This window comes from Leclercia sp. LSNIH3 (assembly GCF_002935105.1).
In the GTDB taxonomy this organism is placed as follows: Bacteria; Pseudomonadota; Gammaproteobacteria; order Enterobacterales; family Enterobacteriaceae; genus Enterobacter; species Enterobacter adecarboxylatus.
Window position 1 is genome coordinate 2,947,934 of the sequence record NZ_CP026387.1, and the last position, 21,082, is coordinate 2,969,015.

17 protein-coding genes are annotated in these 21,082 nt (G+C 53.4%); 11 read left to right on the forward strand and 6 right to left on the reverse strand.

Annotated features, from left to right (window positions below; all coding sequences use genetic code 11):
- Positions 1-132 precede the first annotated feature (132 nt).
- Positions 133-603: a transcriptional regulator ArgR gene (gene argR / locus C3F35_RS14345; protein WP_032614540.1), complete on the reverse strand. Its 471-nt coding sequence runs from the start codon at positions 601-603 to the stop codon at positions 133-135.
- Positions 604-1,007: 404 nt separating this feature from the next.
- Here argR and mdh point away from each other — a divergent pair, with 404 nt between their 5' ends.
- Positions 1,008-1,946, forward strand: a complete 939-nt coding sequence (gene mdh, locus C3F35_RS14350) for a malate dehydrogenase (protein WP_032614538.1) — start codon at positions 1,008-1,010, stop codon at positions 1,944-1,946.
- Between the two features lie 68 nt (positions 1,947-2,014).
- On the opposite strand, the gene degS is transcribed toward mdh, so the two are convergent.
- From degS to zapG, 3 genes are all read right to left on the reverse strand, one after another.
- Positions 2,015-3,082, reverse strand: coding sequence for an outer membrane-stress sensor serine endopeptidase DegS (gene degS, locus C3F35_RS14355; protein WP_032614536.1), 1,068 nt, complete (start codon positions 3,080-3,082; stop codon positions 2,015-2,017).
- Between the two features lie 88 nt (positions 3,083-3,170).
- A complete protein-coding gene (gene degQ, locus C3F35_RS14360; RefSeq protein ID WP_059307095.1) occupies positions 3,171-4,535 on the reverse strand; it encodes a serine endoprotease DegQ in 1,365 nt (454 codons plus the stop codon).
- 170 nt (positions 4,536-4,705) lie between these two features.
- The gene (zapG, locus tag C3F35_RS14365; RefSeq protein WP_032614532.1) at positions 4,706-5,104 is read right to left on the reverse strand and encodes a Z-ring associated protein ZapG; all 399 of its coding nucleotides are present in this window, start codon (positions 5,102-5,104) and stop codon (positions 4,706-4,708) included.
- A gap of 190 nt (positions 5,105-5,294) precedes the next feature.
- On the opposite strand from zapG, the gene zapE reads away from it, so the two are divergent.
- The 9 genes from zapE (at position 5,295) to C3F35_RS14410 (ending at position 13,371) form a co-directional block, all read left to right on the forward strand.
- On the forward strand, positions 5,295-6,419 hold the full coding sequence (gene zapE / locus C3F35_RS14370; protein ID WP_103792775.1) for a cell division protein ZapE: 1,125 nt from the start codon (positions 5,295-5,297) through the stop codon (positions 6,417-6,419).
- Between the two features lie 290 nt (positions 6,420-6,709).
- On the forward strand, positions 6,710-7,138 hold the full coding sequence (gene rplM, locus C3F35_RS14375; protein WP_024551131.1) for a 50S ribosomal protein L13: 429 nt from the start codon (positions 6,710-6,712) through the stop codon (positions 7,136-7,138).
- Positions 7,139-7,153: 15 nt separating this feature from the next.
- Positions 7,154-7,546, forward strand: a complete 393-nt coding sequence (rpsI, locus tag C3F35_RS14380) for a 30S ribosomal protein S9 (protein WP_003025138.1) — start codon at positions 7,154-7,156, stop codon at positions 7,544-7,546.
- Between the two features lie 311 nt (positions 7,547-7,857).
- Positions 7,858-8,496: a stringent starvation protein SspA gene (gene sspA / locus C3F35_RS14390; protein WP_059307097.1), complete on the forward strand. Its 639-nt coding sequence runs from the start codon at positions 7,858-7,860 to the stop codon at positions 8,494-8,496.
- A 5-nt stretch (positions 8,497-8,501) separates the two neighbouring features.
- On the forward strand, positions 8,502-8,993 hold the full coding sequence (sspB, locus tag C3F35_RS14395) for a ClpXP protease specificity-enhancing factor (protein WP_032614637.1): 492 nt from the start codon (positions 8,502-8,504) through the stop codon (positions 8,991-8,993).
- Between the two features lie 406 nt (positions 8,994-9,399).
- A complete protein-coding gene (locus C3F35_RS26685; protein WP_127472197.1) occupies positions 9,400-9,594 on the forward strand; it encodes a hypothetical protein in 195 nt (64 codons plus the stop codon).
- An 88-nt stretch (positions 9,595-9,682) separates the two neighbouring features.
- Complete coding sequence (locus tag C3F35_RS14400) at positions 9,683-10,390, forward strand: fimbria/pilus chaperone family protein (RefSeq protein WP_032614524.1); 708 nt, start codon at positions 9,683-9,685, stop codon at positions 10,388-10,390.
- A gap of 6 nt (positions 10,391-10,396) precedes the next feature.
- Positions 10,397-12,823 (forward strand): fimbrial biogenesis outer membrane usher protein, encoded by a 2,427-nt coding sequence (locus tag C3F35_RS14405; protein ID WP_103792776.1) that lies wholly within the window; start codon positions 10,397-10,399, stop codon positions 12,821-12,823.
- On the forward strand, positions 12,820-13,371 hold the full coding sequence (locus tag C3F35_RS14410; RefSeq protein WP_032614519.1) for a hypothetical protein: 552 nt from the start codon (positions 12,820-12,822) through the stop codon (positions 13,369-13,371). Before C3F35_RS14405 ends, C3F35_RS14410 begins: the two co-directional genes overlap by 4 nt.
- Positions 13,372-13,408: 37 nt before the next feature.
- On the opposite strand, the gene C3F35_RS14415 is transcribed toward C3F35_RS14410, so the two are convergent.
- Together C3F35_RS14415 and gltB are read right to left on the reverse strand one after the other, a co-directional pair.
- Positions 13,409-14,827: a glutamate synthase small subunit gene (locus C3F35_RS14415; protein WP_032614517.1), complete on the reverse strand. Its 1,419-nt coding sequence runs from the start codon at positions 14,825-14,827 to the stop codon at positions 13,409-13,411.
- Between the two features lie 154 nt (positions 14,828-14,981).
- Entirely contained in the window at positions 14,982-19,442 is a 4,461-nt protein-coding gene (gene gltB / locus C3F35_RS14425; RefSeq protein ID WP_103792777.1) for a glutamate synthase large subunit, read from the reverse strand.
- 683 nt (positions 19,443-20,125) lie between these two features.
- Here gltB and C3F35_RS14435 point away from each other — a divergent pair.
- Entirely contained in the window at positions 20,126-21,076 is a 951-nt protein-coding gene (locus C3F35_RS14435; protein ID WP_098946306.1) for a TIGR01212 family radical SAM protein, read from the forward strand.
- The last annotated feature ends 6 nt before the right edge of the window (positions 21,077-21,082 follow it).

Here is a 21,082-nt window from a genome sequence, read left to right on the forward strand (position 1 = left end):
ACGAATCATCCACTGCATGAATGAATTGATGTGGAAAAACGCACTATTTGTTAAAGCGTGGATAACAGATTGTAAGGCAAAACGAGGCGGGAGCCGAAGATTCCCCGCTGCGATGTGCAGCAGGGAAGAGGATCAGAGTTCCTGTTCGAACAGGACCAGAATAGCTTCGTAGAGGTCTTTTACCGAGAAACCATTGGCTGGGGTCGTGAAGATGGTATCGTCACCGGCGATGGTGCCGAGAATGCCTTCTGCTTTACCGAGCGAGTCGAGCAGACGCGCAATCAACTGGGCTGCACCCGGGCTGGTGTGGATCACCACCACGGCATCGTTATAGTCGATATCCAGCACCAGATTTTTCAGGGGGCTGGAGGTTGTTGGTACACCCAGTTCAGCAGGCAGACAGTAGACCATCTCCATTTTGGCGTTGCGGGTACGCACCGCGCCAAACTTGGTTAACATGCGGGAGACTTTCGACTGGTTGATATTTTCGAAGCCTTCTTCCTGTAAGGCCTGGACGATCTCACCCTGAGAACTAAACTTTTCTTCTTTAAGCAGCGCTTTAAACGCTTTAACCAATTCTTCTTGTTTAGAAGAGATTCGCATAAATCACCCGAAATATAGCGGTAGAAACAACATTATTATGCACATGGATGAATTTTTATGCAAACTATCTGCCCAATCTTAGGCTGAAATAATGTTATGAAAGGGAGTGATTTTATCAAAATTCGTTATCGAGGAACATGCCTGCGTCACGCCTCGCAAATAACCTTAAAAGTAAATTAAATGTTATCAAATTGATGTTGTTTTGGTGGCTGGCGTGGGTGTATTGTAACCCCCTCTTGATTCGTTGCTTAGTTACCGCATAACGCCTGATAGCTTTCCGGCAGATGCGAAAAGTGCGTGACCGCTAATTCTCACACTGTGAAGATTGTAATTGTTGATCTGCTGAATTAAGGTCGCCGCGACGGAGTAACAGAAAGTTAGCTCACCATAATAAGGAGTTTAGGATGAAAGTCGCAGTCCTCGGCGCTGCTGGCGGTATCGGCCAGGCGCTTGCCCTACTACTGAAAACTCAGCTGCCTGCAGGCTCAGAACTCTCTCTGTACGATATTGCCCCGGTAACCCCTGGTGTGGCGGTTGACCTGAGCCACATCCCGACGGCTGTCAAAATCAAAGGCTTCTCCGGTGAAGATGCCCGCCCTGCGCTCGAAGGCGCAGACGTTGTGCTGATCTCCGCAGGCGTAGCACGTAAACCAGGTATGGATCGTTCCGACCTGTTCAACGTGAATGCCGGTATCGTTAAAAACCTGATCCAGCAAGTGGCGACCACCTGCCCGAAAGCCTGCATCGGGATCATCACTAACCCGGTTAACACCACCGTTGCTATCGCAGCGGAAGTGCTGAAAAAAGCGGGCGTGTATGACAAGAACAAACTGTTTGGCGTAACTACGCTGGACATCATCCGCTCCAACACCTTTGTAGCGGAACTGAAAGGCAAACAGCCAACCGAGCTTGAAGTTCCGGTTATCGGCGGCCACTCTGGCGTGACCATTCTGCCACTGCTGTCCCAGATCCCAGGCGTGAGCTTCACCGAGCAGGAAGTGGCTGACCTGACCAAACGTATTCAAAACGCGGGCACCGAAGTGGTGGAAGCGAAGGCGGGTGGCGGCTCTGCAACCCTCTCTATGGGCCAGGCCGCAGCACGTTTCGGTCTGTCTCTGGTGCGCGCCCTGCAGGGCGAGCAGGGCGTGGTGGAATGTGCGTACGTTGAAGGCGACGGCGAGCATGCACGCTTCTTCTCTCAGCCGCTGCTGCTGGGTAAAAACGGTATCGAAGAGCGTAAATCTATCGGCACCCTGAGCGCGTTTGAGCAGCAGGCGATGGCCGGTATGCTGGACACGCTGAAGAACGATATCGTCCTGGGCGAAGAGTTCGTTAACAAGTAAGCGACTCACTTCCCGTCAGGGCAATAAAAAACCGGAGCGATGGCTCCGGTTTTTTTATGTCTGCACACTCAGTTGGTGGCGGGGTATTCCTGAATGGTCACCTGTAGCGTCAGTTTCTTATCATCCCGCATCACTTCTACCGGAATGATGGAGCCAGGCCTGATTTCAGCCACTTGATCCATGGTCTCCAGAGCCGACAACGCCGGTTTACCGTTCACCGAGACAATCACATCATTGACCTTAATGCCTGCTTCTGCCGCCGGGCCACCGGAGGTGACTTCGTTCACCACAATGCCCTGAATCTGATCGATGCCACCGCCCTGGGTATGCAGCGGAGCGATCTCACGCCCGCCAATACCAATGTAGCCACGGATCACGCGTCCGTCGCGAATGAGCTTATCCATAATCTTGTTGGCCAGCTGGAACGGAATGGCAAAGCCGATGCCTTCAGGTGTTTCTCCGTCGTTGCTTTTATCAAAGGAGAGCGTATTGATACCCATCAGCTCACCCACTGAGTTCACCAGCGCACCGCCGGAGTTACCGTGGTTAATGGAAGCGTCCGTTTGCAGGAAATTCTGTCGCCCGGAAGGGTTCAGGCCAATACGCCCGGTAGCACTAATGATCCCCTGAGTAATGGTCTGTCCGAGGTTATAAGGGTTACCGATAGCCAGCACCACGTCACCGATGTGCGGAATGCGCTTACGATTAATGGGGATCACCGGCAGGCCGCCCGTGGCGTTAATTTTGAGTACTGCCAGGTCGGTTAAACTGTCCGACCCCACCAGCAGCGCCTCAAAGACGCGGCCATCCTGGAGGGCAACGATAATCTGGTCGGCATCATTGATCACATGTTTGTTGGTAATGATGTAGCCGCGTTCATCCATGATCACCCCGGACCCCAGCGTGCGGATCTCCAGTTGATTATGGCTGGTGCTGTTAAGTCCACGGTTATAGACGTTAACCACCGCAGGGGCGGCACGGCGCACTGCCTGGTTGTAACTGGCAGGCGTTTCATCTGCGCTATCGAATTGCGGCGCAGCCAGCTGATTGAACTGACGTAAAGAGGGCATCGCGACCAGTAACAGGCCACCTACAACCAGGCCGATGGCGACCGAACGAATGAGCTTTAAAACCATGATACGGGCGTCGTTAAGGGAAGATCGCAAGCAGCATAGCATGACTTATCCGGACATCACACGGGGTGATGTCCGGATGCGTACAGGCTTAACGCAGCAGAATATAAAGCGTGTCGTTACCGCGCACGATCTGCAGGGCAATAACGGAAGGTTTGCCTGCCAGCACTTTGCGCATTTCGGCAATGGACTGCACGCGAACGCGGTTCACCCCGATGATGACATCATTTTCATGCAGACCGGCCTGCGCGGCAGGGCTGCTCTTCTCGACGCTGTCGAGGGTGATGCCTTTCGTGCCGTCTTTCAGCTGCCCGTCGCTTAAGGTCGCTCCTTGCAGCGCCGGGGCAATCATCTCTGCGCTGGCGGATGAAGAGGTGCTTTTGTCCAGCGTAACCTGCAGGTCCAGCGGTTTACCGTCACGTAAAATGCCGAGCTTAACCGTGGCGCCAGGTTCCGTGGTGGCGATGCGCGAGCGCAGTTCAGCAAAGCTGCTTAACGGTTTATCATTCAGGCTGACGATCACGTCCCCGGATTTGACGCCCGCTTTTGCCGAGCCGGAATTAGGTAACACTTCACTGACGAAGGCGCCGCGCTGCACGTTCAGGTTGAACGCTTTGGCGATATCCGCGCTCATTTCCGTGCCTTTAATGCCCAGCAAGCCGCGTTTCACTTCGCCAAAATCAATCAGCTGCTGTGCCAGCGTGCGGGCCATATTGCTGGGAATGGCAAAACCAATCCCCACGCTGCCGCCGCCGGGAGCCAGAATGGCGGTGTTAATACCGATCAGCTCCCCGTTCAGGTTCAACAGCGCGCCGCCGGAGTTACCGCGGTTAATGGATGCGTCGGTCTGGATAAAGTTTTCCAGCCCTTCGAGGTTCAGACCACTGCGACCCAGCGCGGAGACGATGCCAGAAGTGGCTGTCTGGCCCAGACCGAAGGGGTTACCTACCGCGACGGCAAAGTCCCCGACGCGCAGTTTGTCGGAATCCGCGATGGCGATCTGCGTCAGGCCGGTGGGGTTCTGCAACTGCAGCAGGGCGATATCGCTCTGATCGTCCCCGCCAATCAGCTTGGCATCGAACTCACGACCATCATTCATCTGGACACTGATTTTATCCGCATGGCTGATGACATGGTTATTGGTCAGGACATAGCCTTTCGCAGCATCGATCACGACCCCGGAGCCCAGTCCTTCAAAAGGTTGTGCTTGATCAGGGGCATCATCGCCGAAATACTTTTTCAGCTCTTCCGGGATGCGCTGGCTTTGCACGGCGGTGCCTTCCACCTGCACGCTAACTACCGCGGGCAGGACTTTTTCCAGCATCGGAGCAAGGCTCGGTAGCGCAGCCTGGCCCGGAACCTGCGAAGGGATTGCTGCCGCCGCCGGATACGATGCCGACAGCGATAATCCGATACTCAATGCTAACGCGCTCAACAGCTGATTTTTTTTGTTCATTTATGCTGGCTCTCGCAACCTGGAATGGAGGAATAACAATCCTGAAACAGTCTGATGTTATTGAATTTTAAAACGCTGAACAATGAGGTGTTTGACTAAATAATAGCTGGGGACGGAAAGAAAGGACGGGCGCAAGGGCTGCGCCCGTAAAATTTATTTATGAAGTGCGATTAATCGCGCTTTGCGCCACCACGCAGCAGGCCGGATGCGCCTTCGGAGTAATCACGTGGCATCTGTACGGGCGCCTGATCGTTACCCGCTTCGGACTCTGCCAGGCGGTTGCGGAACGGATTGTTTTCCGCGCTCATTTCCGGCAGCAGGTTGCTGGAGCTTTTCGCCATATGCTGATAAAGCTTACGATAATCATGGGCCATGTTGTCCAGCAGCTCGGCGCTCTGGGCGAAGTGGCTCACCAGCTCTTCGCGATACTCTTCCAGTTCAGCTTTGTTCTTTTCCAGTTCGTACTGCAAAGCCTGTTGCTGGCGCAATTTGCGATTTCCAAAACGCATGGCCACGGCACCGATAGCGATGCCGACGACTAAACCAATTAGCGCATATTCCCAGGTCATGAACTTCTCCCGTTGTCTTGTGGTTCCGTAGGGTGTTGGCTCGGCTTCATGCCTGCGCCTGATTATGCCACTATAACCGCTATTTCCTTAGAAGTGGAATCCCACCGCATCATCGCGTACTGTAGAACGGCCTTTTTTTCGCCAACTGAACAGGCTGGCGGGTATTAATTGAAGGAATAACAACAAGATTATGCAAAGCCTTTCCCCAACATCGCGTTACCAACAGGCCCTGAATGAGGGTTCTCACCAGCCAGATGATGTACAGCGTGAAGCCGTAAGGCGTCTGGATAGCATCTGGCAGGCGCTGACCACCCAGCCGACCGAGGCTGCGCCTGCGGGAGGACTGAAAGCCGCGTTTGGAAGACTGCTGGGAAAGAAAGCGCCGCAAAGCGTCACGCCGGTACGCGGCCTATATATGTGGGGAGGTGTTGGCCGCGGCAAAACCTGGCTGATGGATCTTTTTTACCAAAGCCTGCCGGGAACACGTAAGCAGCGCCTGCATTTTCACCGCTTTATGCTGCGGGTACATGAAGAGCTGACGGCCCTGCAGGGGCAGAGCGATCCGCTGGATATCGTTGCCGAGCGCTTCAAAGCCGAAACCGACGTGCTGTGCTTTGATGAGTTTTTTGTTTCGGATATTACTGACGCCATGCTGTTGGGCGGGCTGATGAAAGCGCTATTTGCCCGCGGCATTACGCTGGTGGCGACCTCCAACATTCCACCGGATGAGTTGTACCGTAACGGCCTGCAACGCGCCCGTTTCCTGCCCGCCATCGATGCTATAAAAGAGCATTGCGACATTATGAATGTTGATGCTGGCGTCGATTATCGCCTGCGTACCCTGACCCAGGCCCATCTGTGGATTTCACCGTTAAACGACGGCACGCAGCAGCAGATGGACAAGCTGTGGCTGATGCTGGCAGGGGCCGAGCGGGGTAACGCCCCCGTGCTGGAAGTGAACCATCGCCCGCTGCAAACGCTGGGTGTCGTCAATCAGACCCTCGGCGTATCGTTTGCGACCCTGTGTGTCGATGCCCGCAGTCAGCACGACTATATTGCGCTCTCGCGCCTTTTCCATACGGTGATGCTTTTCGATGTTCCGGTGATGACCAGGCTGATGGAGAGCGAAGCCCGGCGTTTTATCGCACTGGTTGATGAGTTTTACGAACGCCACGTCAAGCTGGTGGTGAGCGCCGCTGTGCCTTTATATGAGATCTATCAGGGAGAGCGGCTGAAGTTTGAGTTCCAGCGCTGCCTGTCACGCCTGCAGGAAATGCAAAGCGAAGAGTACCTGAAGCGCGAGCATATGCCTTAAGACTGCGGTCCTCTCCTCGTGGAAGAGGGCCGGGGTGAGGGCGACAGCCCGGACTTTCCCTACCCCCGGAAAAACCCGCGTCAAATCACAATTAGGGGTCGATCTTTACCCCTGACTTCTCTATAATCTTGCGACCCCACGTTACAAGAAGGTTTTTTTCCCAAAACTTTCTCTGCGCCGGCATAGGCTATTCGAAGGGGTAGGTTTGCTGGACAATGTCGTGTGAACCTCAACTACTAAACGTTTGGGTGTTCACCAACGTGTAACTTATTTATTTGGGTAAGCTTTTAATGAAAACTTTCACAGCTAAACCAGAAACCGTAAAACGCGACTGGTATGTTGTTGACGCGACCGGTAAAACTCTGGGCCGTCTGGCTACCGAACTGGCTCGTCGCCTGCGCGGTAAGCATAAAGCGGAATACACTCCGCACGTAGATACCGGTGATTACATCATCGTTCTGAACGCTGACAAAGTTGCTGTAACCGGCAACAAGCGTACTGACAAAGTGTACTATCACCACACCGGCCACATCGGCGGTATCAAACAAGCGACCTTTGAAGAGATGATTGCCCGCCGTCCTGAGCGTGTGATTGAAATCGCGGTTAAAGGCATGCTGCCAAAAGGCCCGCTGGGTCGTGCTATGTACCGTAAACTGAAAGTTTACGCAGGTAACGAGCACAACCACGCGGCACAGCAACCGCAAGTTCTTGACATCTAATCGGGATTATAGGCAATGGCTGAAAATCAATACTACGGCACTGGTCGCCGCAAAAGCTCCGCCGCTCGCGTGTTCATCAAACCGGGCAGTGGTAAAATCGTTATCAACCAACGTTCTCTGGAACAGTACTTCGGTCGTGAAACTGCCCGCATGGTAGTTCGTCAGCCGCTGGAACTGGTCGACATGGTTGAGAAACTGGATCTGTACATCACCGTTAAAGGTGGTGGTATCTCTGGTCAGGCTGGTGCGATCCGTCACGGTATCACCCGCGCTCTGATGGAGTACGATGAGTCCCTGCGTGGCGAACTGCGTAAAGCTGGCTTCGTTACTCGTGATGCTCGTCAGGTTGAACGTAAGAAAGTCGGTCTGCGTAAAGCACGTCGTCGTCCACAGTTCTCCAAGCGTTAATTGGTTTCTGCTTCGGCAGACAACAATTGGCGAAAAACCCGCTTCGGCGGGTTTTTTTATGGCTACCGCATAGGTTATCCACACGGCGCCCCCTTTCTGCGCTCTTTTTCCGCATTTCCAGAATCCCCTCACCACAAAGGCCGCAAAATCTGGTAAACTATCATCCACTTTTCTGTCCAAATAACGGTGAATGCTCGATTTTTGTTCTCTTTTTGAACAAGAGGAGACGTTCTCAGGGATGGACAACAAAACATCTGGCTAGCCTGTATGGCTGGTAGCAGTAAAAATTCTGAATATACCTGGAGGTTTTCATGGCTGTCGCTGCCAACAAACGTTCGGTAATGACGCTGTTTTCTGGTCCTACTGACATTTATAGCCATCAGGTTCGTATCGTGCTGGCCGAGAAGGGTGTCAGTTTTGAGATCGAGCATGTGGAAAAGGATAACCCGCCTCAGGATCTGATCGATCTCAATCCAAGCCAGAGCGTACCAACGCTGGTGGATCGTGAGCTGACCCTGTGGGAATCCCGTATCATTATGGAATATCTGGATGAGCGTTTCCCTCATCCGCCGCTGATGCCGGTTTACCCGGTTGCGCGTGGTGAAAGCCGCCTGTACATGCAGCGTATCGAGAAAGACTGGTATACGCTGATGAACGTCATCGTGAACGGTTCTTCATCAGAAGCCGATGCTGCGCGTAAACAGCTGCGCGAAGAGCTGCTGGCGATTGCGCCAGTATTCGGTCAACGTCCGTTCTTCCTGAGCGACGAGTTCAGCCTGGTCGATTGCTACCTGGCTCCGCTGCTGTGGCGTCTGCCGATTCTGGGCGTGGAGTTTAGCGGCCCGGGAGCAAAAGAGCTTAAAGGCTACATGACGCGTGTCTTCGAACGCGACTCTTTCCTTGCTTCTCTGACTGAAGCTGAACGTGAAATGCGTCTCGGCCGGGGTTAATGATTGTGGAAATGTCACAGCTTTCTCCGCGCCGTCCGTATCTGCTGCGTGCCTTCTATGAATGGTTGCTGGATAACCAGCTCACGCCGCACCTGGTTGTGGATGTGACGTTACCGGGCGTGCAGGTTCCTATGGAATATGCACGTGACGGGCAAATCGTACTGAACATTGCACCGCGCGCAGTCGGTGGCCTGGAGCTGGCGAACGATGAAGTTCGCTTTAATGCCCGTTTTGGCGGCGTGCCGCGCCAGGTGTCTGTGCCGTTGGCTGCCGTATTGGCCATCTATGCCCGTGAAAACGGTGCTGGCACCATGTTTGAGCCGGAAGCAGCTTACGATGAAGAGGTTACCAGCCTGAATGATGAAAACGGCGCAACGGAGAGCGAAAGCGAAACCGTTATGTCGGTCATTGATGGCGATAAACCCGATCATAATGACGATCCTGATGATGAACCACCGCCGCGTGGTGGCCGACCGGCACTCCGGGTCGTAAAATAGTCTGCAGTTAAAGAGATAAATACCCAGCCTGATATCAATCGGCTGGGTATTTTTTTTTGCATAGTATACTGGGAAGATATTTTTTTAATCAGCAATATGAATGTATTAGCGTTATTCAACTCAAAAATTTGCGAAAATTGACCTAATAAATAATTGTGAAATGAATATATATTTTGCTCTTATCCCTTATTATCTCTAAAAATATTATTGCTGACTATCATTTGAGTTAATCTAAAACGGGCAGTTAATATTGCTAAGTTGAATCTATATATTCAGCGGATATTATAGTCACATGCTATCCAGCATCTTGTTACAGCAGTAGTAGATATATCGTTTTATATTTGCATCTAACTTATTCATACGTTAAGGATTAACAAATGAAAAAGGTTCTGCTCAGGTATACAACATGCGTGATTTTACGGTTGCAACGGCAGTTAGCCCTGAGCCGCACCCTTTTAGTCGTGCAGTATTCCCGGCAGCGGCCTCTTTGGTTATTCATAATACCACCGGTCAGGCGATCACCGCTGATAATCACCGACGTGATCAACTGATATTCAGCTGTGTTATCCGTAATTACTCTCTTTTATTGAGCTTGCTCTGAATAAAAGAGTTCTTATCCTTTATCGACTCTTTTTTAATAGCACGTTAAACACGGACAGTTATGTTTTTGCTATTAAGGAATTTTTACTATGTTATGCTTTAATAAACCGGCAATAAAAACCTTACTGGCTTTATCATTGTTTTCTGCGCAGTTTCCTCTCTATGCCGCAGGAATGGTTCCTGAAACCAGTTTGCTGGTCATTGATGAAGCGACCCATAGCGGTACTATCAACGTAAAAAATACGGATAGTCATCCTTCCCTGTTATATACCAATGTCGTGGATCTTCCCGATGATATTGGTTTAAAACTGGTTGTTACCCAGCCGGTGGTGCGCCTTGAACCTGGGCAGACTCAACAGCTGCGTTTTTTACTGCAAACGAGCAAACCGTTAGAGGTTGAGCATTATAAACGTGTCACCTTCGAAGGTATCCCACCGAAGAGTGACGATAAAAAAATCAAAATTGGCATTAATATTCGTCAGGATCTCCCAGTACTTATTCGCCCGGCAAAACTCCCTGTCGTGACCGATGCTTGGAAGGATCTGGAATGGTCTACAGCCGGTTCATCCGTTACGGTTAAAAACCCGAGTAAATATGTCGTGCGCCTTGCTACGAATGTTCTTCTGCAGCCATCGGGTATCTCTGGCACGCTGCCAAAAACCTACATTTTGCCTGGTGAAAGCATGACTACATCGGTGGGCAAATCGGTAAGTGGTAACACTCAAGTCAAGTTTTTCCCCGCCAGCCGTTATGGCGTAGAAGTGCCTAGCTTCATATCGGAACTAAATAAAAAATAAAGGAATATGGCGGTGCGTAAAAAAAGCCACCTCGCAATTTTTGTGCGCGCAGTTATTTACGGCGCATTACCTCTGATACTTCTCGACTCACCTTTGTTACAGGCGAGGGAAGTTACCTTTGACACGGGGATATTAAAATCGCGTGGCCTGGGTGCGGATCTTAACCGCTACTTTGCCGAAGCGCCCCGTTTTTTACCCGGGACGCATTCTGTTTCTGTAAAAGTGAACGGCAAAGAGCGTGGAACGGCTGCGGTTCGTTTTAACGAAGATGGCGTTATGTGTGTTGATAACGACTTTCTTGAGTTTGCCGGAATCATGCCTGTTTCCATCAAGTCGGGTGAAGCCTGTCATGATATTCGCAGCGATTACGCCCAGGCGGTGATAAATGCGCTCCCCAATCAGGAAGCAGTTGAGTTATATCTGCCGCCGGAAGCGATTAATAGCCTGACATCAGACATCAAAAACTTTCAGCATGGTGGTGTAGCCGGCATGTTGAATTACTCATTATTCAGCACCAAAAGTGAGTACACAGGAAGCGATAGCGACAGTAGCAGGTATTCTCAGGCAAGTCTTGAAGCAGGTTTTAATGCGATGGACTGGTCGCTGCGCAGCCGTTATATCCTGACAGATAATGATGGTGATCGAAACGCGGAGAGCATTTATACCTACGCGGAGCATGTCTTTGTCCCTCAACGTTTGACGATGCAGGTGGGGGAAATCAACGCCGTGTCAGACGTGTTGAGCGGCGTGCCTATCATGGGTGTGCAGCTGATGCCAACCAATGGCTTACAGCATGATTACACCGGTGTAAGCGTGTCCGGCATTGCGCGTACGCCACAGGCGCGTGTTGAAATCCGGCAAAATAATCGCCTTATTTTTAACACCCTGGTGCCAGCTGGCCCCTTCACGCTTGATGATGTACCGATTGTGCGCAATAACGTCGATCTTGACGTGATGGTCGTTGAAACAGACGGGTCAACGAGTCATTTCATCGTACCTGCCGCATCTGTTAGATCGCAGCGCCTGTCGCGCCCGAATGGCCTGACGATCTCGGCAGGGCAGGTGCGCAGTATAGAGAGCGACTACAGCGATCCCATGGTCTTCAACGTTTCCAATGGCTGGCGGATCCTGCCCTGGATGAACCTCCTTGCATCCGGTGTCGTAGCGGAGAAATACCAGGCCGCAGGTGCGCGAACGGAATTTATGGTCACTGAAGGGTGGGGCGTCTCCACCAGTATGGCTGCCAGTAAAGCCAAGTTTGGTGATAGCGATAACGGCGTTAAAAACGAGCTGCAAAGTGATTACGCGCTAACAGAAAATATGGGATTGTCGGCGAGCGTTGCCCACTATAGCGGCAATTACCGCGAGCTGACTGATGCGATGGATGATGATTATGTCGGGTATGACAACAGCTATGCTGCCAACCTCAACTGGTCTACATCTTTGGCAGGCACATTTAGCGCGGGCTTTAACTATAACCAGGCGACAGGTGATGGGCAGGATTCCCGATATTTACTCCTCTCATGGGGTAAAACATTTAAATACGCTTCGGTTAACGTTAACTGGCAAAGCGCAATAGGGGATACCGATGATGACCAGAACGAAGACCTCTTATATGTAAACCTGAACATTCCGCTGGGGGGCACTCAGAGCCTCAGTTCTTACATGCGCAAGCAGGGTGACAGTACCAGCTATGGTCTGGCAAACAGTGGTTCGCTGGGCGAAAACACCAATTACTATATCTCAGCAGACCGGGATAATGATTCAAACGAAAACAGCTTTAACGGCAACATCAACACTAATCTGCACTACACCCAGTTGAGCGTAGGTGGCGGTACCAGTGGTGATAATCAGCGTAACTATAATGCGACGCTGTCGGGCGGCATTGCCATGCATAAAGATGGTGTCACCTTCTCGCCATATTCCATCAGGGAAACCTTTGCGATTGCCAAACTCAGCGAACCGAAAGCGGGCGTGGAAATCTCTACACCTCAGGGCACCGTCTGGACCGATCACTGGGGCCAGGCTGTGGTGCCAGGGTTAATAGAGTGGCGTAACTCCCGTATTGAAGTTGATGCGAACAAATTGCCGCAGAGTATGACGCTGGCAAACGGCACGAAATACATTGCTGCCGCACATGCTTCTGTCAGCGAAGTGAGCTTCAAAGTATTGAACAGCCGTCGCGTGATGTTGCGTATTAAGCAGGCCGATGGTAAGCCGCTTAAAAAAGGCTTATCCGTGGTGGATGGTAAAAATAACTATATCGTCACGGTTGTTGATGATGGGCATGTGTTCCTGAACGATGCCGATCAAATTACCGCGCTTTATGCCATGGACGATAATAACAATCGCCTGTGTAAGTTGAATTTTACGCTTCCTGAGAAGCATGACGAAGACACGTTTTATGAGGAAGTTAACGGAGTATGTCGATGAACGTTCAACGTCTGGCAGCATTATTACTGCTTGCTTTACCGTGTCTTTCTTATGCTGATGATTGCCAGATAACGCTCTCCCAGCAGGTGGTGGATTATCACCAGATACGCCGTGACAACATCGTCCTGACCCAGCAAAGCTGGAATAAAATGCCGGAGAAAGATATCAGTGTCAGCGTCTTTTGCCCGGATAAAAAGCAGATGGCAATCTTGCTGCAAGGGACTGCAGGTGAGAAAGGGCGTTTCCTGTTTGGGCAGAATGGTGGCGTGGCCATCAAAGTGAGCAACCTGACGCTCGACGGTAAAAGCTACAGCGTGGGTAAAACAACCGATCAGGTAAATTTCACCCCGGATAAAGACGACACGCCATCGCTCTCTATCCGCAATAACGAGGCGATAATTGCAGTCGAAAACGGCCAGGTGCCCAGCGGTCAGCAAATGAATTTTACCGTCACGCTATTCCCGGTGCTGAATGATAACGCGTTTAAACGAATCTCGGATCAAACCACGCTGGAAAGCGATTTGACCTGGCGAATCCTCTCGAAGTAAGCAAAAAAATGGCCCGGCATTTGCCGGGCCATATTCATTACACTTCCAGGTAATTCATAATCCCGTCAGCCGCTTTACGGCCTTCGGCAATCGCCGTTACCACCAGGTCGGAACCGCGAACGATATCACCACCGGCAAAGATTTTCGGGTTGCTGGTCTGGAACGCATTATCGCTGCCTTCCGGGGCGATGATACGGCCCTGTGAATCCAGCTCGACGCTATGCTTCGCCAGCCACTCCATGCTGTGAGGGCGGAAACCAAACGCCATCACTACGGCATCTGCCGGGATCACATGCTCGGAACCGGCAACGATTTCTGCGCGACGACGGCCTTTCGCATCCGGCGCACCCATCTCAGTGCGCGCCATCTTCACGCCGCTGACTTTGCCGTTGGCGTTCACTTCAATACCCAGTGGCTGGATGTTGAACTGAAACTCCACACCCTCTTCACGCGCGTTTTTCACTTCACGTTTAGAGCCAGGCATGTTCTCTTCGTCACGACGATAGGCACAGATAACGTGTGCGGCATTCTGACGAATGGAGGTACGCACGCAGTCCATAGCGGTATCACCGCCGCCAAGTACGACAACGCGTTTGCCTTCCATGCTGACGTATGGCTCAGCGGCAGTTTCGCCGTAACCCATCATCTGTTTGGTATTGGCAATCAGGAACGGCAGGGCATCGAATACGCCGTTGGCATCTTCGTTTTCCAGTCCGCCACGCATCGACTGATAGGTGCCAACGCCCAGGAACACAGCGTCGTAATCTTTCAGCAGATCGTCGAGCTGCACGTCACGGCCCACTTCCACATTCAGTTTGAACTCAATGCCCATACCGGTGAAGATTTCACGGCGGCGAGTCATGACCTCTTTTTCCAGCTTGAATGCCGGGATGCCGAAGGTCAGCAGACCGCCGATTTCCGGGTGACGGTCGAACACCACTGCTTTCACCCCGTTGCGGGTCAGCACGTCAGCGCAGGCCAGGCCTGCCGGACCGGCACCGATGATCGCTACGCGTTTGTCGGTCTGACGCACACCCGTCATGTCCGGGCGCCAGCCCATCTCAAACGCTTTATCGTTGATGTAGCGTTCGATGTTGCCGATGGTTACCGCACCGAACTCGTCGTTCAGAGTACAGGAGCCTTCACACAGACGATCCTGAGGACACACGCGGCCGCACACTTCCGGCAAGGTGTTGGTCTGGTGAGACAACTCGGCGGCTTCAAAAATACGCCCTTCGTTGGCCAGCTTCAGCCAGTTCGGGATGTAGTTATGCACCGGACACTTCCACTCGCAGTACGGGTTGCCGCAGGACAGGCAGCGGTCTGCCTGTGCTTTAGCCTGACCTTCAGAAAACGGCTCGTAGATTTCAACAAATTCAATTTTACGGATCTTCAGCGGCTTCTTCGGCGGATCCACACGCTGCAGGTCGATAAACTGGTATACATTCTGGCTCATCTAAATTCCTCAAATCTGATTCATCGGGCTATTTTTCTTGTGATTCTGGACCTGGGCAGTGCTCAGACTCCTCGCGTACTACGTGCACGCTGCGGGTCTTGCGCGCTGTCCGTGTCCAGACTCACTGCGACAATGACGCCCGCTAAATCCAGATTTACTGCGCCTGCACACGCAGCTCTGCTGCGCTACGACTACGGTGACCCAACAGGGCTTTAACATCGCTGGACTTCGGTTTAACCAGCGCGAATTTCGCAGAGAATGCTGGCCAGTTCGCCAGAATCTCTTCGCCGCGCACGGAACCGGTATGATGCACGTGCTCGGTGATCAAACCGCGCAGGTGCTCTTCATGGATCGCCAGGGTTTCAACATCCAGCACTTCCACCAGCTCCGGGTTCACGCGTTTGCGGAAATCACCGCTTTCGTCCAGGACATAGGCGAAACCACCGGTCATACCTGCCCCGAAGTTAACGCCGGTTTTGCCCAGCACGCAGACAATACCGCCGGTCATGTATTCACAGCCGTTATCGCCGATACCTTCCACCACGGTGATGGCACCGGAGTTACGCACCGCAAAACGCTCACCTGCACGACCTGCAGCAAACAGACGACCACCGGTAGCACCGTACAGACAGGTGTTGCCGATGATGCTGGCATCGCAGCTGCGGAAGGCAGAGCCGACCGGAGGACGCACCGCCAGCAGACCGCCCGCCATGCCTTTACCGACGTAGTCGTTGGCATCGCCAGTCAGGTACAGCTCAACGCCACCGGCATTCCACACGCCGAAGCTCTGACCTGCGGTACCGCTGAAGTGAGCGGTAATCGGATCGGCAGCCAGACCCTGGTCGCCGTGCGTCTGTGCGATGTAACCCGAGAGCGTTGCGCCGACTGAACGATCGGTGTTGCGAATATCAAACCAGAAGGTTTTGCTCTGCTTGTCATCCACAAATGGCTTCGCCTGTTGCAACAGCTGAGCGTTCAGCACGCCATTGTCGAACGGCGGGTTATTCTCGGTGCAGTACACCGCTTTGCCCGGATGCGGTTCAGCCGTTTCCAGCAGGCGGGACAGCTTCAGGTTCTGCTGCTTAGCCGTGAATCCTTCCAGCTCTGTCAGCAGGTCGGTACGGCCAATCAGATCCACCAGACGCGTCACGCCCAGCTGCGCCATCAGCTCGCGTGTTTCGCGGGCGATGAAGTCAAAGTAGTTGGTCACTTTGAACGGCAGGCCGTGGTAGTGGTTCTTACGCAGTTTTTCGTCCTGAGTTGCAACGCCGGTTGCGCAGTTGTTCAGGTGACAAATACGCAGATATTTACAGCCCAGCGCCACCATCGGGCCAGTACCGAAGCCGAAGCTTTCTGCACCCAGAATCGCCGCTTTGATGATATCGAGGCCGGTTTTCAGGCCGCCATCTACCTGCAGACGGATCTTGTGACGCAGACCGTTAGCCACCAGTGCCTGCTGGGTTTCCACCAGGCCAAGCTCCCATGGACAACCCGCGTATTTCACTGAGGAGAGCGGGCTGGCCCCGGTGCCGCCGTCGTAACCGGCGATAGTGATCAGGTCCGCGTAGGCTTTTGCCACACCGGTGGCGATAGTGCCCACGCCCGGCTCGGAAACCAGCTTCACGGAGATCATCGCTTTCGGGTTGACCTGTTTCAGGTCGAAAATCAGCTGCGCCAGATCCTCGATAGAGTAAATATCGTGGTGCGGTGGCGGGGAGATCAGCGTCACGCCCGGTACCGAGTAGCGCAGTTTGGCGATGTACGGGGTCACTTTGTCACCCGGTAACTGACCGCCTTCGCCCGGTTTTGCACCCTGAGCGACTTTAATCTGAATTACGTCAGCATTGACCAGGTACGCCGGGGTCACACCGAAGCGACCGGAAGCAACCTGCTTGATGCGCGACACTTTGTTCGTGCCATAGCGCGCCGGATCTTCACCGCCTTCACCGGAGTTGGAGTTCCCGCCGATGCTGTTCATCGCTTCTGCCAGCGCCTCGTGGGCTTCCGGGCTGAGTGCGCCGATAGACATCGCGGCGGTATCAAAGCGTTTGAACAGTTCAGACGCCGGTTCAACCTCATTGATGCTGACCGCGGTATCGCCCGGGTTCAGCGCCAGCAGATCGCGCAGCGTGGCTGCCGGACGGTTGTTCACCAGCTCAGCATATTGCTGATAATCGCTGTACTCACCGCTCTGAACGGCCTGTTGCAGGGTGCGCACCACGTCCGGGTTATAGGCATGGTATTCGCCACCGTGCACATACTTCAGCTGTCCACCCTGATCCAGCGGCTTACGTGCCAGCCAGGCGCGTTTGGAGAGGTTCAGCAGATCCTGCTGGAAGTCACTAAAGTCCGCGCCGCCGATGCGGCTGATTACGCCCTGGAAGCAGAGGTCGGCAACATCGTCATGCAGACCGACGGCTTCGAACAGCTTCGAGCAGCGGTAAGAGGCGATGGTCGAGATGCCCATCTTGGACATGATCTTGTACAGACCTTTGTTGATGCCGTTACGGTAGTTCAGCATCACGGTACGGTAATCTTTCTCGATGGCCTGACTGTCGACCAGTTTTGCCAGGGTTTCGTAGGCGAGGTACGGGTAAATCGCCGTTGCACCAAAGCCCAGCAGCACTGCGAAGTGGTGCGGATCGCGCGCACTGGCGGTTTCCACAATGATGTTGGCATCGCAGCGCAGGCTCTTATCGACCAGACGCGTCTGGATAGCCCCGACGGCCATAGGCGCCGGTACCGGCAGACGGTTTTTCGCGATATTGCGGTCGGACAGCACCAGCAGCACGGTACCGTTACGTACCATCTGTTCCGCTTTGTCACACAGCGCATTCACCGTCTCTTCGAGGGTGGTTTCGGTCACGTCGAAAGTGATGTCGAGCGTGTCAGCGCGGTAGTGCTCCTCATGCATGGTGGTGAGCTGTTTGAAATCGGAGTACAGCAGGATCGGTGACTTAAAGGTCAGGCGGTGGGCCTGGCCTTCGGCTTCACAGAAGACGTTCATCTCACGACCGATGCTGGTGGCCAGCGACATCACGTGCGCTTCACGCAGCGGATCGATCGGCGGGTTGGTCACCTGCGCGAACTGCTGACGGAAGTAGTCGTAAATGATTCGCGGCTGACTGGAGAGCACGGCAAACGGGGTATCATCACCCATGGAGCCGACCGCTTCCTGGCCGTTTTCACCCAACACGCGGATAACGGAGTCCAGCTCTTCCGCGCTGTAGTTAAACTGTTTCTGGTAGCTGGCGAGGGTATCGTCATCCAGTTCGCGGCTGCCCACGTCCTGATCCGGCAGATCTTCAAACGGCACCAGACGGCGGACGTTTTTCTCCATCCACTCTTTGTACGGATGACGGCTTTTCAGATCGTTATCGGTTTCCGCGGAGTGCAGGATGCGACCGCCGCGGGTGTCGATCACCATCAGCTCGCCCGGCCCTACACGGCCTTTTTCGACCACTTCGTCAGGCTGGTAGTCCCAAATCCCCACTTCAGAGGCGCAGGTGATCAGCTTGTCTTTAGTAATGACGTAGCGCGCCGGGCGCAGACCATTACGGTCGAGGTTACAGGCCGCAAAGCGACCATCGGACATCACGATACCTGCCGGACCATCCCACGGCTCCATGTGCATGGAGTTAAAGTCGAAGAAGGACCGCAGCTCAGGATCCATATCCGGGTTGTTCTGCCAGGCTGGCGGAACCAGCAGGCGCATGGCGCGTACGATATCCATCCCGCCTGCCAGCAGCAGTTCCAGCATGTTATCCATCGAGCTGGAGTCAGAGCCGGTTTCGTTGACGAACGGCGCAGCGTCGTGCAGATCCGGGATCAGCGGGGTCTGGAATTTATAGGTACGTGCGCGAGCCCACTGGCGGTTACCGGTGATGGTGTTGATTTCGCCGTTGTGCGCCAGATAGCGGAACGGCTGAGCCAGCGGCCAGCGTGGTACGGTGTTGGTGGAGAAGCGCTGGTGGAACAGGCAAATAGCCGATTCCAGACGCAGGTCCGCCAGGTCCAGGTAGAAGCGCGGCAGGTCAGCCGGCATACACAGACCTTTATAGATGTTCACCAGGTTCGAGAGGCTACAAACGTAGAACTCTTTATCGTCCTGCAGGCGTTTTTCAATGCGGCGACGGGCGATAAACAGACGGCGTTCCATATCACGTGGACGCCAACCCGCAGGCGCGTTGACAAAGATTTGCTCGATACGAGGCAGCGAGGAGAGGGCGATTTCACCGAGTACCCCTTCGTTAGTGGGCACGTCGCGCCAGCCAACGATAGACAGGGTTTCGCGTTGAAGTTCTTCTTCGACGATGCGGCGTGAGACGGCTGCTTTTTCCGCGTCCTGATTCAGGAACAGCATGCCGACAGCGTAGTTTTTGGCTAAACGCCAGCCGCGCTCTTCCGCCACGATGCGAAAGAAACGATCCGGTTTTTGCAGCAGCAGACCGCAACCGTCGCCGGTTTTACCATCCGCAAGGATAGCTCCACGGTGCTGCATACGGGCCAGTGCGTGTATAGCGGTACGCACTACCTTGTGGCTAGGTTCGCCTTCTATGTGGGCGATCAGGCCGAAACCACAGTTATCCTTCTCAAGGGATTTATCGTACAACATATCAGTGAACCTCCCCAGGCTCTTCGGGACTTCTCTCTGGACCGTGGCGCACAGGCACAGCAAGAGCGCGGCGACGGGGGTTGCGTTTCATACGCGTACCTCGCATTCGCCCTCTTAATATCCTTTTCACACAGGTCAAACAAGTTTGAGGACTTGCTTCAGAGGGAATCTCAACTACTGCATAAATATGATGAGCAGGCTGCTCATCCAGAAAGCTTCCAGCGGATTTCCAACTTATCGGGAATCCGTACACAGGTCAAATGGCAATCTTATTTATACAAAAATGTGCTAAAGGAGGGGTATTTGTCTGATTTAATTAGTTATTTAGTCAGTTTCACATCCCTGTAACCTTGCTGTAGGCTTTAGGGTTGTGTGATCTGACTCACTATATGAAAGCGGTATTATCGCTGTAGCATGCTGAATAGTGCGATTTAAGCAGGATTTAATGCCGCCACGGCGATAAAGCCCGCATGATGTCACTGTTTTTCAGCACAGACGATATAAATGAAAAAATCTGGCAGGACATAAGGAAAAGTAATTAGAAAGGCGATGAATGAAATTGCAATTATCCTGGTTAATTATGCAAAGGATAAAAGCTCGCCGGGACGATTGATCCAGGTCATCGCCGTCGGAGGTTAAAAATGGCAGGCTTGTCCCCTTTCTACGGGGCGGTCTATCAGATTATGCAGTTACAGAAATTAGTCAATATGTTTGGTGGGGATCTTTCACGCCGGTACGGGCAAAAGGTCCATAAACTGTCGCTGCACGGCGGCTTTAGCTGCCCCAATCGCGATGGCACCATCGGGCGCGGCGGCTGTACCTTCTGTAATGTGGCCTCCTTTGCTGACGAATCACAGCAGCATCAGTCTATCGCTGCACAGCTTGCTCACCAGTCGACGTTAGTTAACCGGGCGAAACAGTATCTGGCCTATTTTCAGGCCTATACCAGTACCTGGGCGGAAGTGCAGGTGCTGCGCTCGATGTATCAGCAGGCGGTGAGTCAGGCCAACATCGTCGGGCTTTGCGTCGGCACACGGCCTGACTGTGTGCCCGAGGCGGTGCTCGATCTGCTCAGCGAATATAAAGAGCAGGGGTATGAAATCTGGCTGGAGCTGGGCTTACAGACCGCGCACGATAAAACCCTGCATCGCATCAACCGCGGCCATGATTTCGCCTGCTATCAACGCACCACCCGACTGGCACGCGAACGCGGACTTAAGGTCTGTACTCATCTGATTGTCGGTCTGCCGGGAGAAGGGCAAGCCCACGCACTGGAAACTCTGCATAAGGTGGTGGAGACCGGCGTTGACGGCATCAAGCTGCACCCGCTGCATATCGTTACGGGCAGTATTATGGCCAAAGCCTGGGAAGCCGGGCGACTCAACGGCATCGAGCTGGACGAGTATGTGCTGACAGCCGGAGAGATGATCCGTCACACACCGCCGGAGGTGGTGTATCACCGTATCTCCGCCAGCGCCCGCCGTCCAACGCTGCTGGCACCGCTATGGTGTGAGAACCGCTGGACGGGGATGGTGGAGCTGGACCGCTACCTGAATGAGCAGGGAGGGCAGGGTTCGGCGCTGGGACGGGCATGGATAATGCCTGATCCGCTCACCCCCAGCCCTCTTTGCTGAGGGTTG

Bases quoted from the DNA above. Each gene is read 5' to 3' on its own strand.
- zapG (WP_032614532.1), bottom strand. From the start codon at position 5,104: ATGACCTGGGAATATGCGCTAATTGGTTTAGTCGTCGGCATCGCTATC.
- C3F35_RS14400 (WP_032614524.1), top strand. From the start codon at position 9,683: ATGTTATGCTTTAATAAACCGGCAATAAAAACCTTACTGGCTTTATCA.
- C3F35_RS14435 (WP_098946306.1), top strand. From the start codon at position 20,126: ATGCAGTTACAGAAATTAGTCAATATGTTTGGTGGGGATCTTTCACGC.
- zapE (WP_103792775.1), top strand. From the start codon at position 5,295: ATGCAAAGCCTTTCCCCAACATCGCGTTACCAACAGGCCCTGAATGAG.
- C3F35_RS14415 (WP_032614517.1), bottom strand. From the start codon at position 14,827: ATGAGCCAGAATGTATACCAGTTTATCGACCTGCAGCGTGTGGATCCG.
- C3F35_RS14405 (WP_103792776.1), top strand. From the start codon at position 10,397: ATGGCGGTGCGTAAAAAAAGCCACCTCGCAATTTTTGTGCGCGCAGTT.
- rpsI (WP_003025138.1), top strand. From the start codon at position 7,154: ATGGCTGAAAATCAATACTACGGCACTGGTCGCCGCAAAAGCTCCGCC.
- rplM (WP_024551131.1), top strand. From the start codon at position 6,710: ATGAAAACTTTCACAGCTAAACCAGAAACCGTAAAACGCGACTGGTAT.
- degS (WP_032614536.1), bottom strand. From the start codon at position 3,082: ATGGTTTTAAAGCTCATTCGTTCGGTCGCCATCGGCCTGGTTGTAGGT.
- C3F35_RS14410 (WP_032614519.1), top strand. From the start codon at position 12,820: ATGAACGTTCAACGTCTGGCAGCATTATTACTGCTTGCTTTACCGTGT.
- sspA (WP_059307097.1), top strand. From the start codon at position 7,858: ATGGCTGTCGCTGCCAACAAACGTTCGGTAATGACGCTGTTTTCTGGT.
- mdh (WP_032614538.1), top strand. From the start codon at position 1,008: ATGAAAGTCGCAGTCCTCGGCGCTGCTGGCGGTATCGGCCAGGCGCTT.
- gltB (WP_103792777.1), bottom strand. From the start codon at position 19,442: ATGTTGTACGATAAATCCCTTGAGAAGGATAACTGTGGTTTCGGCCTG.
- argR (WP_032614540.1), bottom strand. From the start codon at position 603: ATGCGAATCTCTTCTAAACAAGAAGAATTGGTTAAAGCGTTTAAAGCG.
- C3F35_RS26685 (WP_127472197.1), top strand. From the start codon at position 9,400: ATGCGTGATTTTACGGTTGCAACGGCAGTTAGCCCTGAGCCGCACCCT.
- degQ (WP_059307095.1), bottom strand. From the start codon at position 4,535: ATGAACAAAAAAAATCAGCTGTTGAGCGCGTTAGCATTGAGTATCGGA.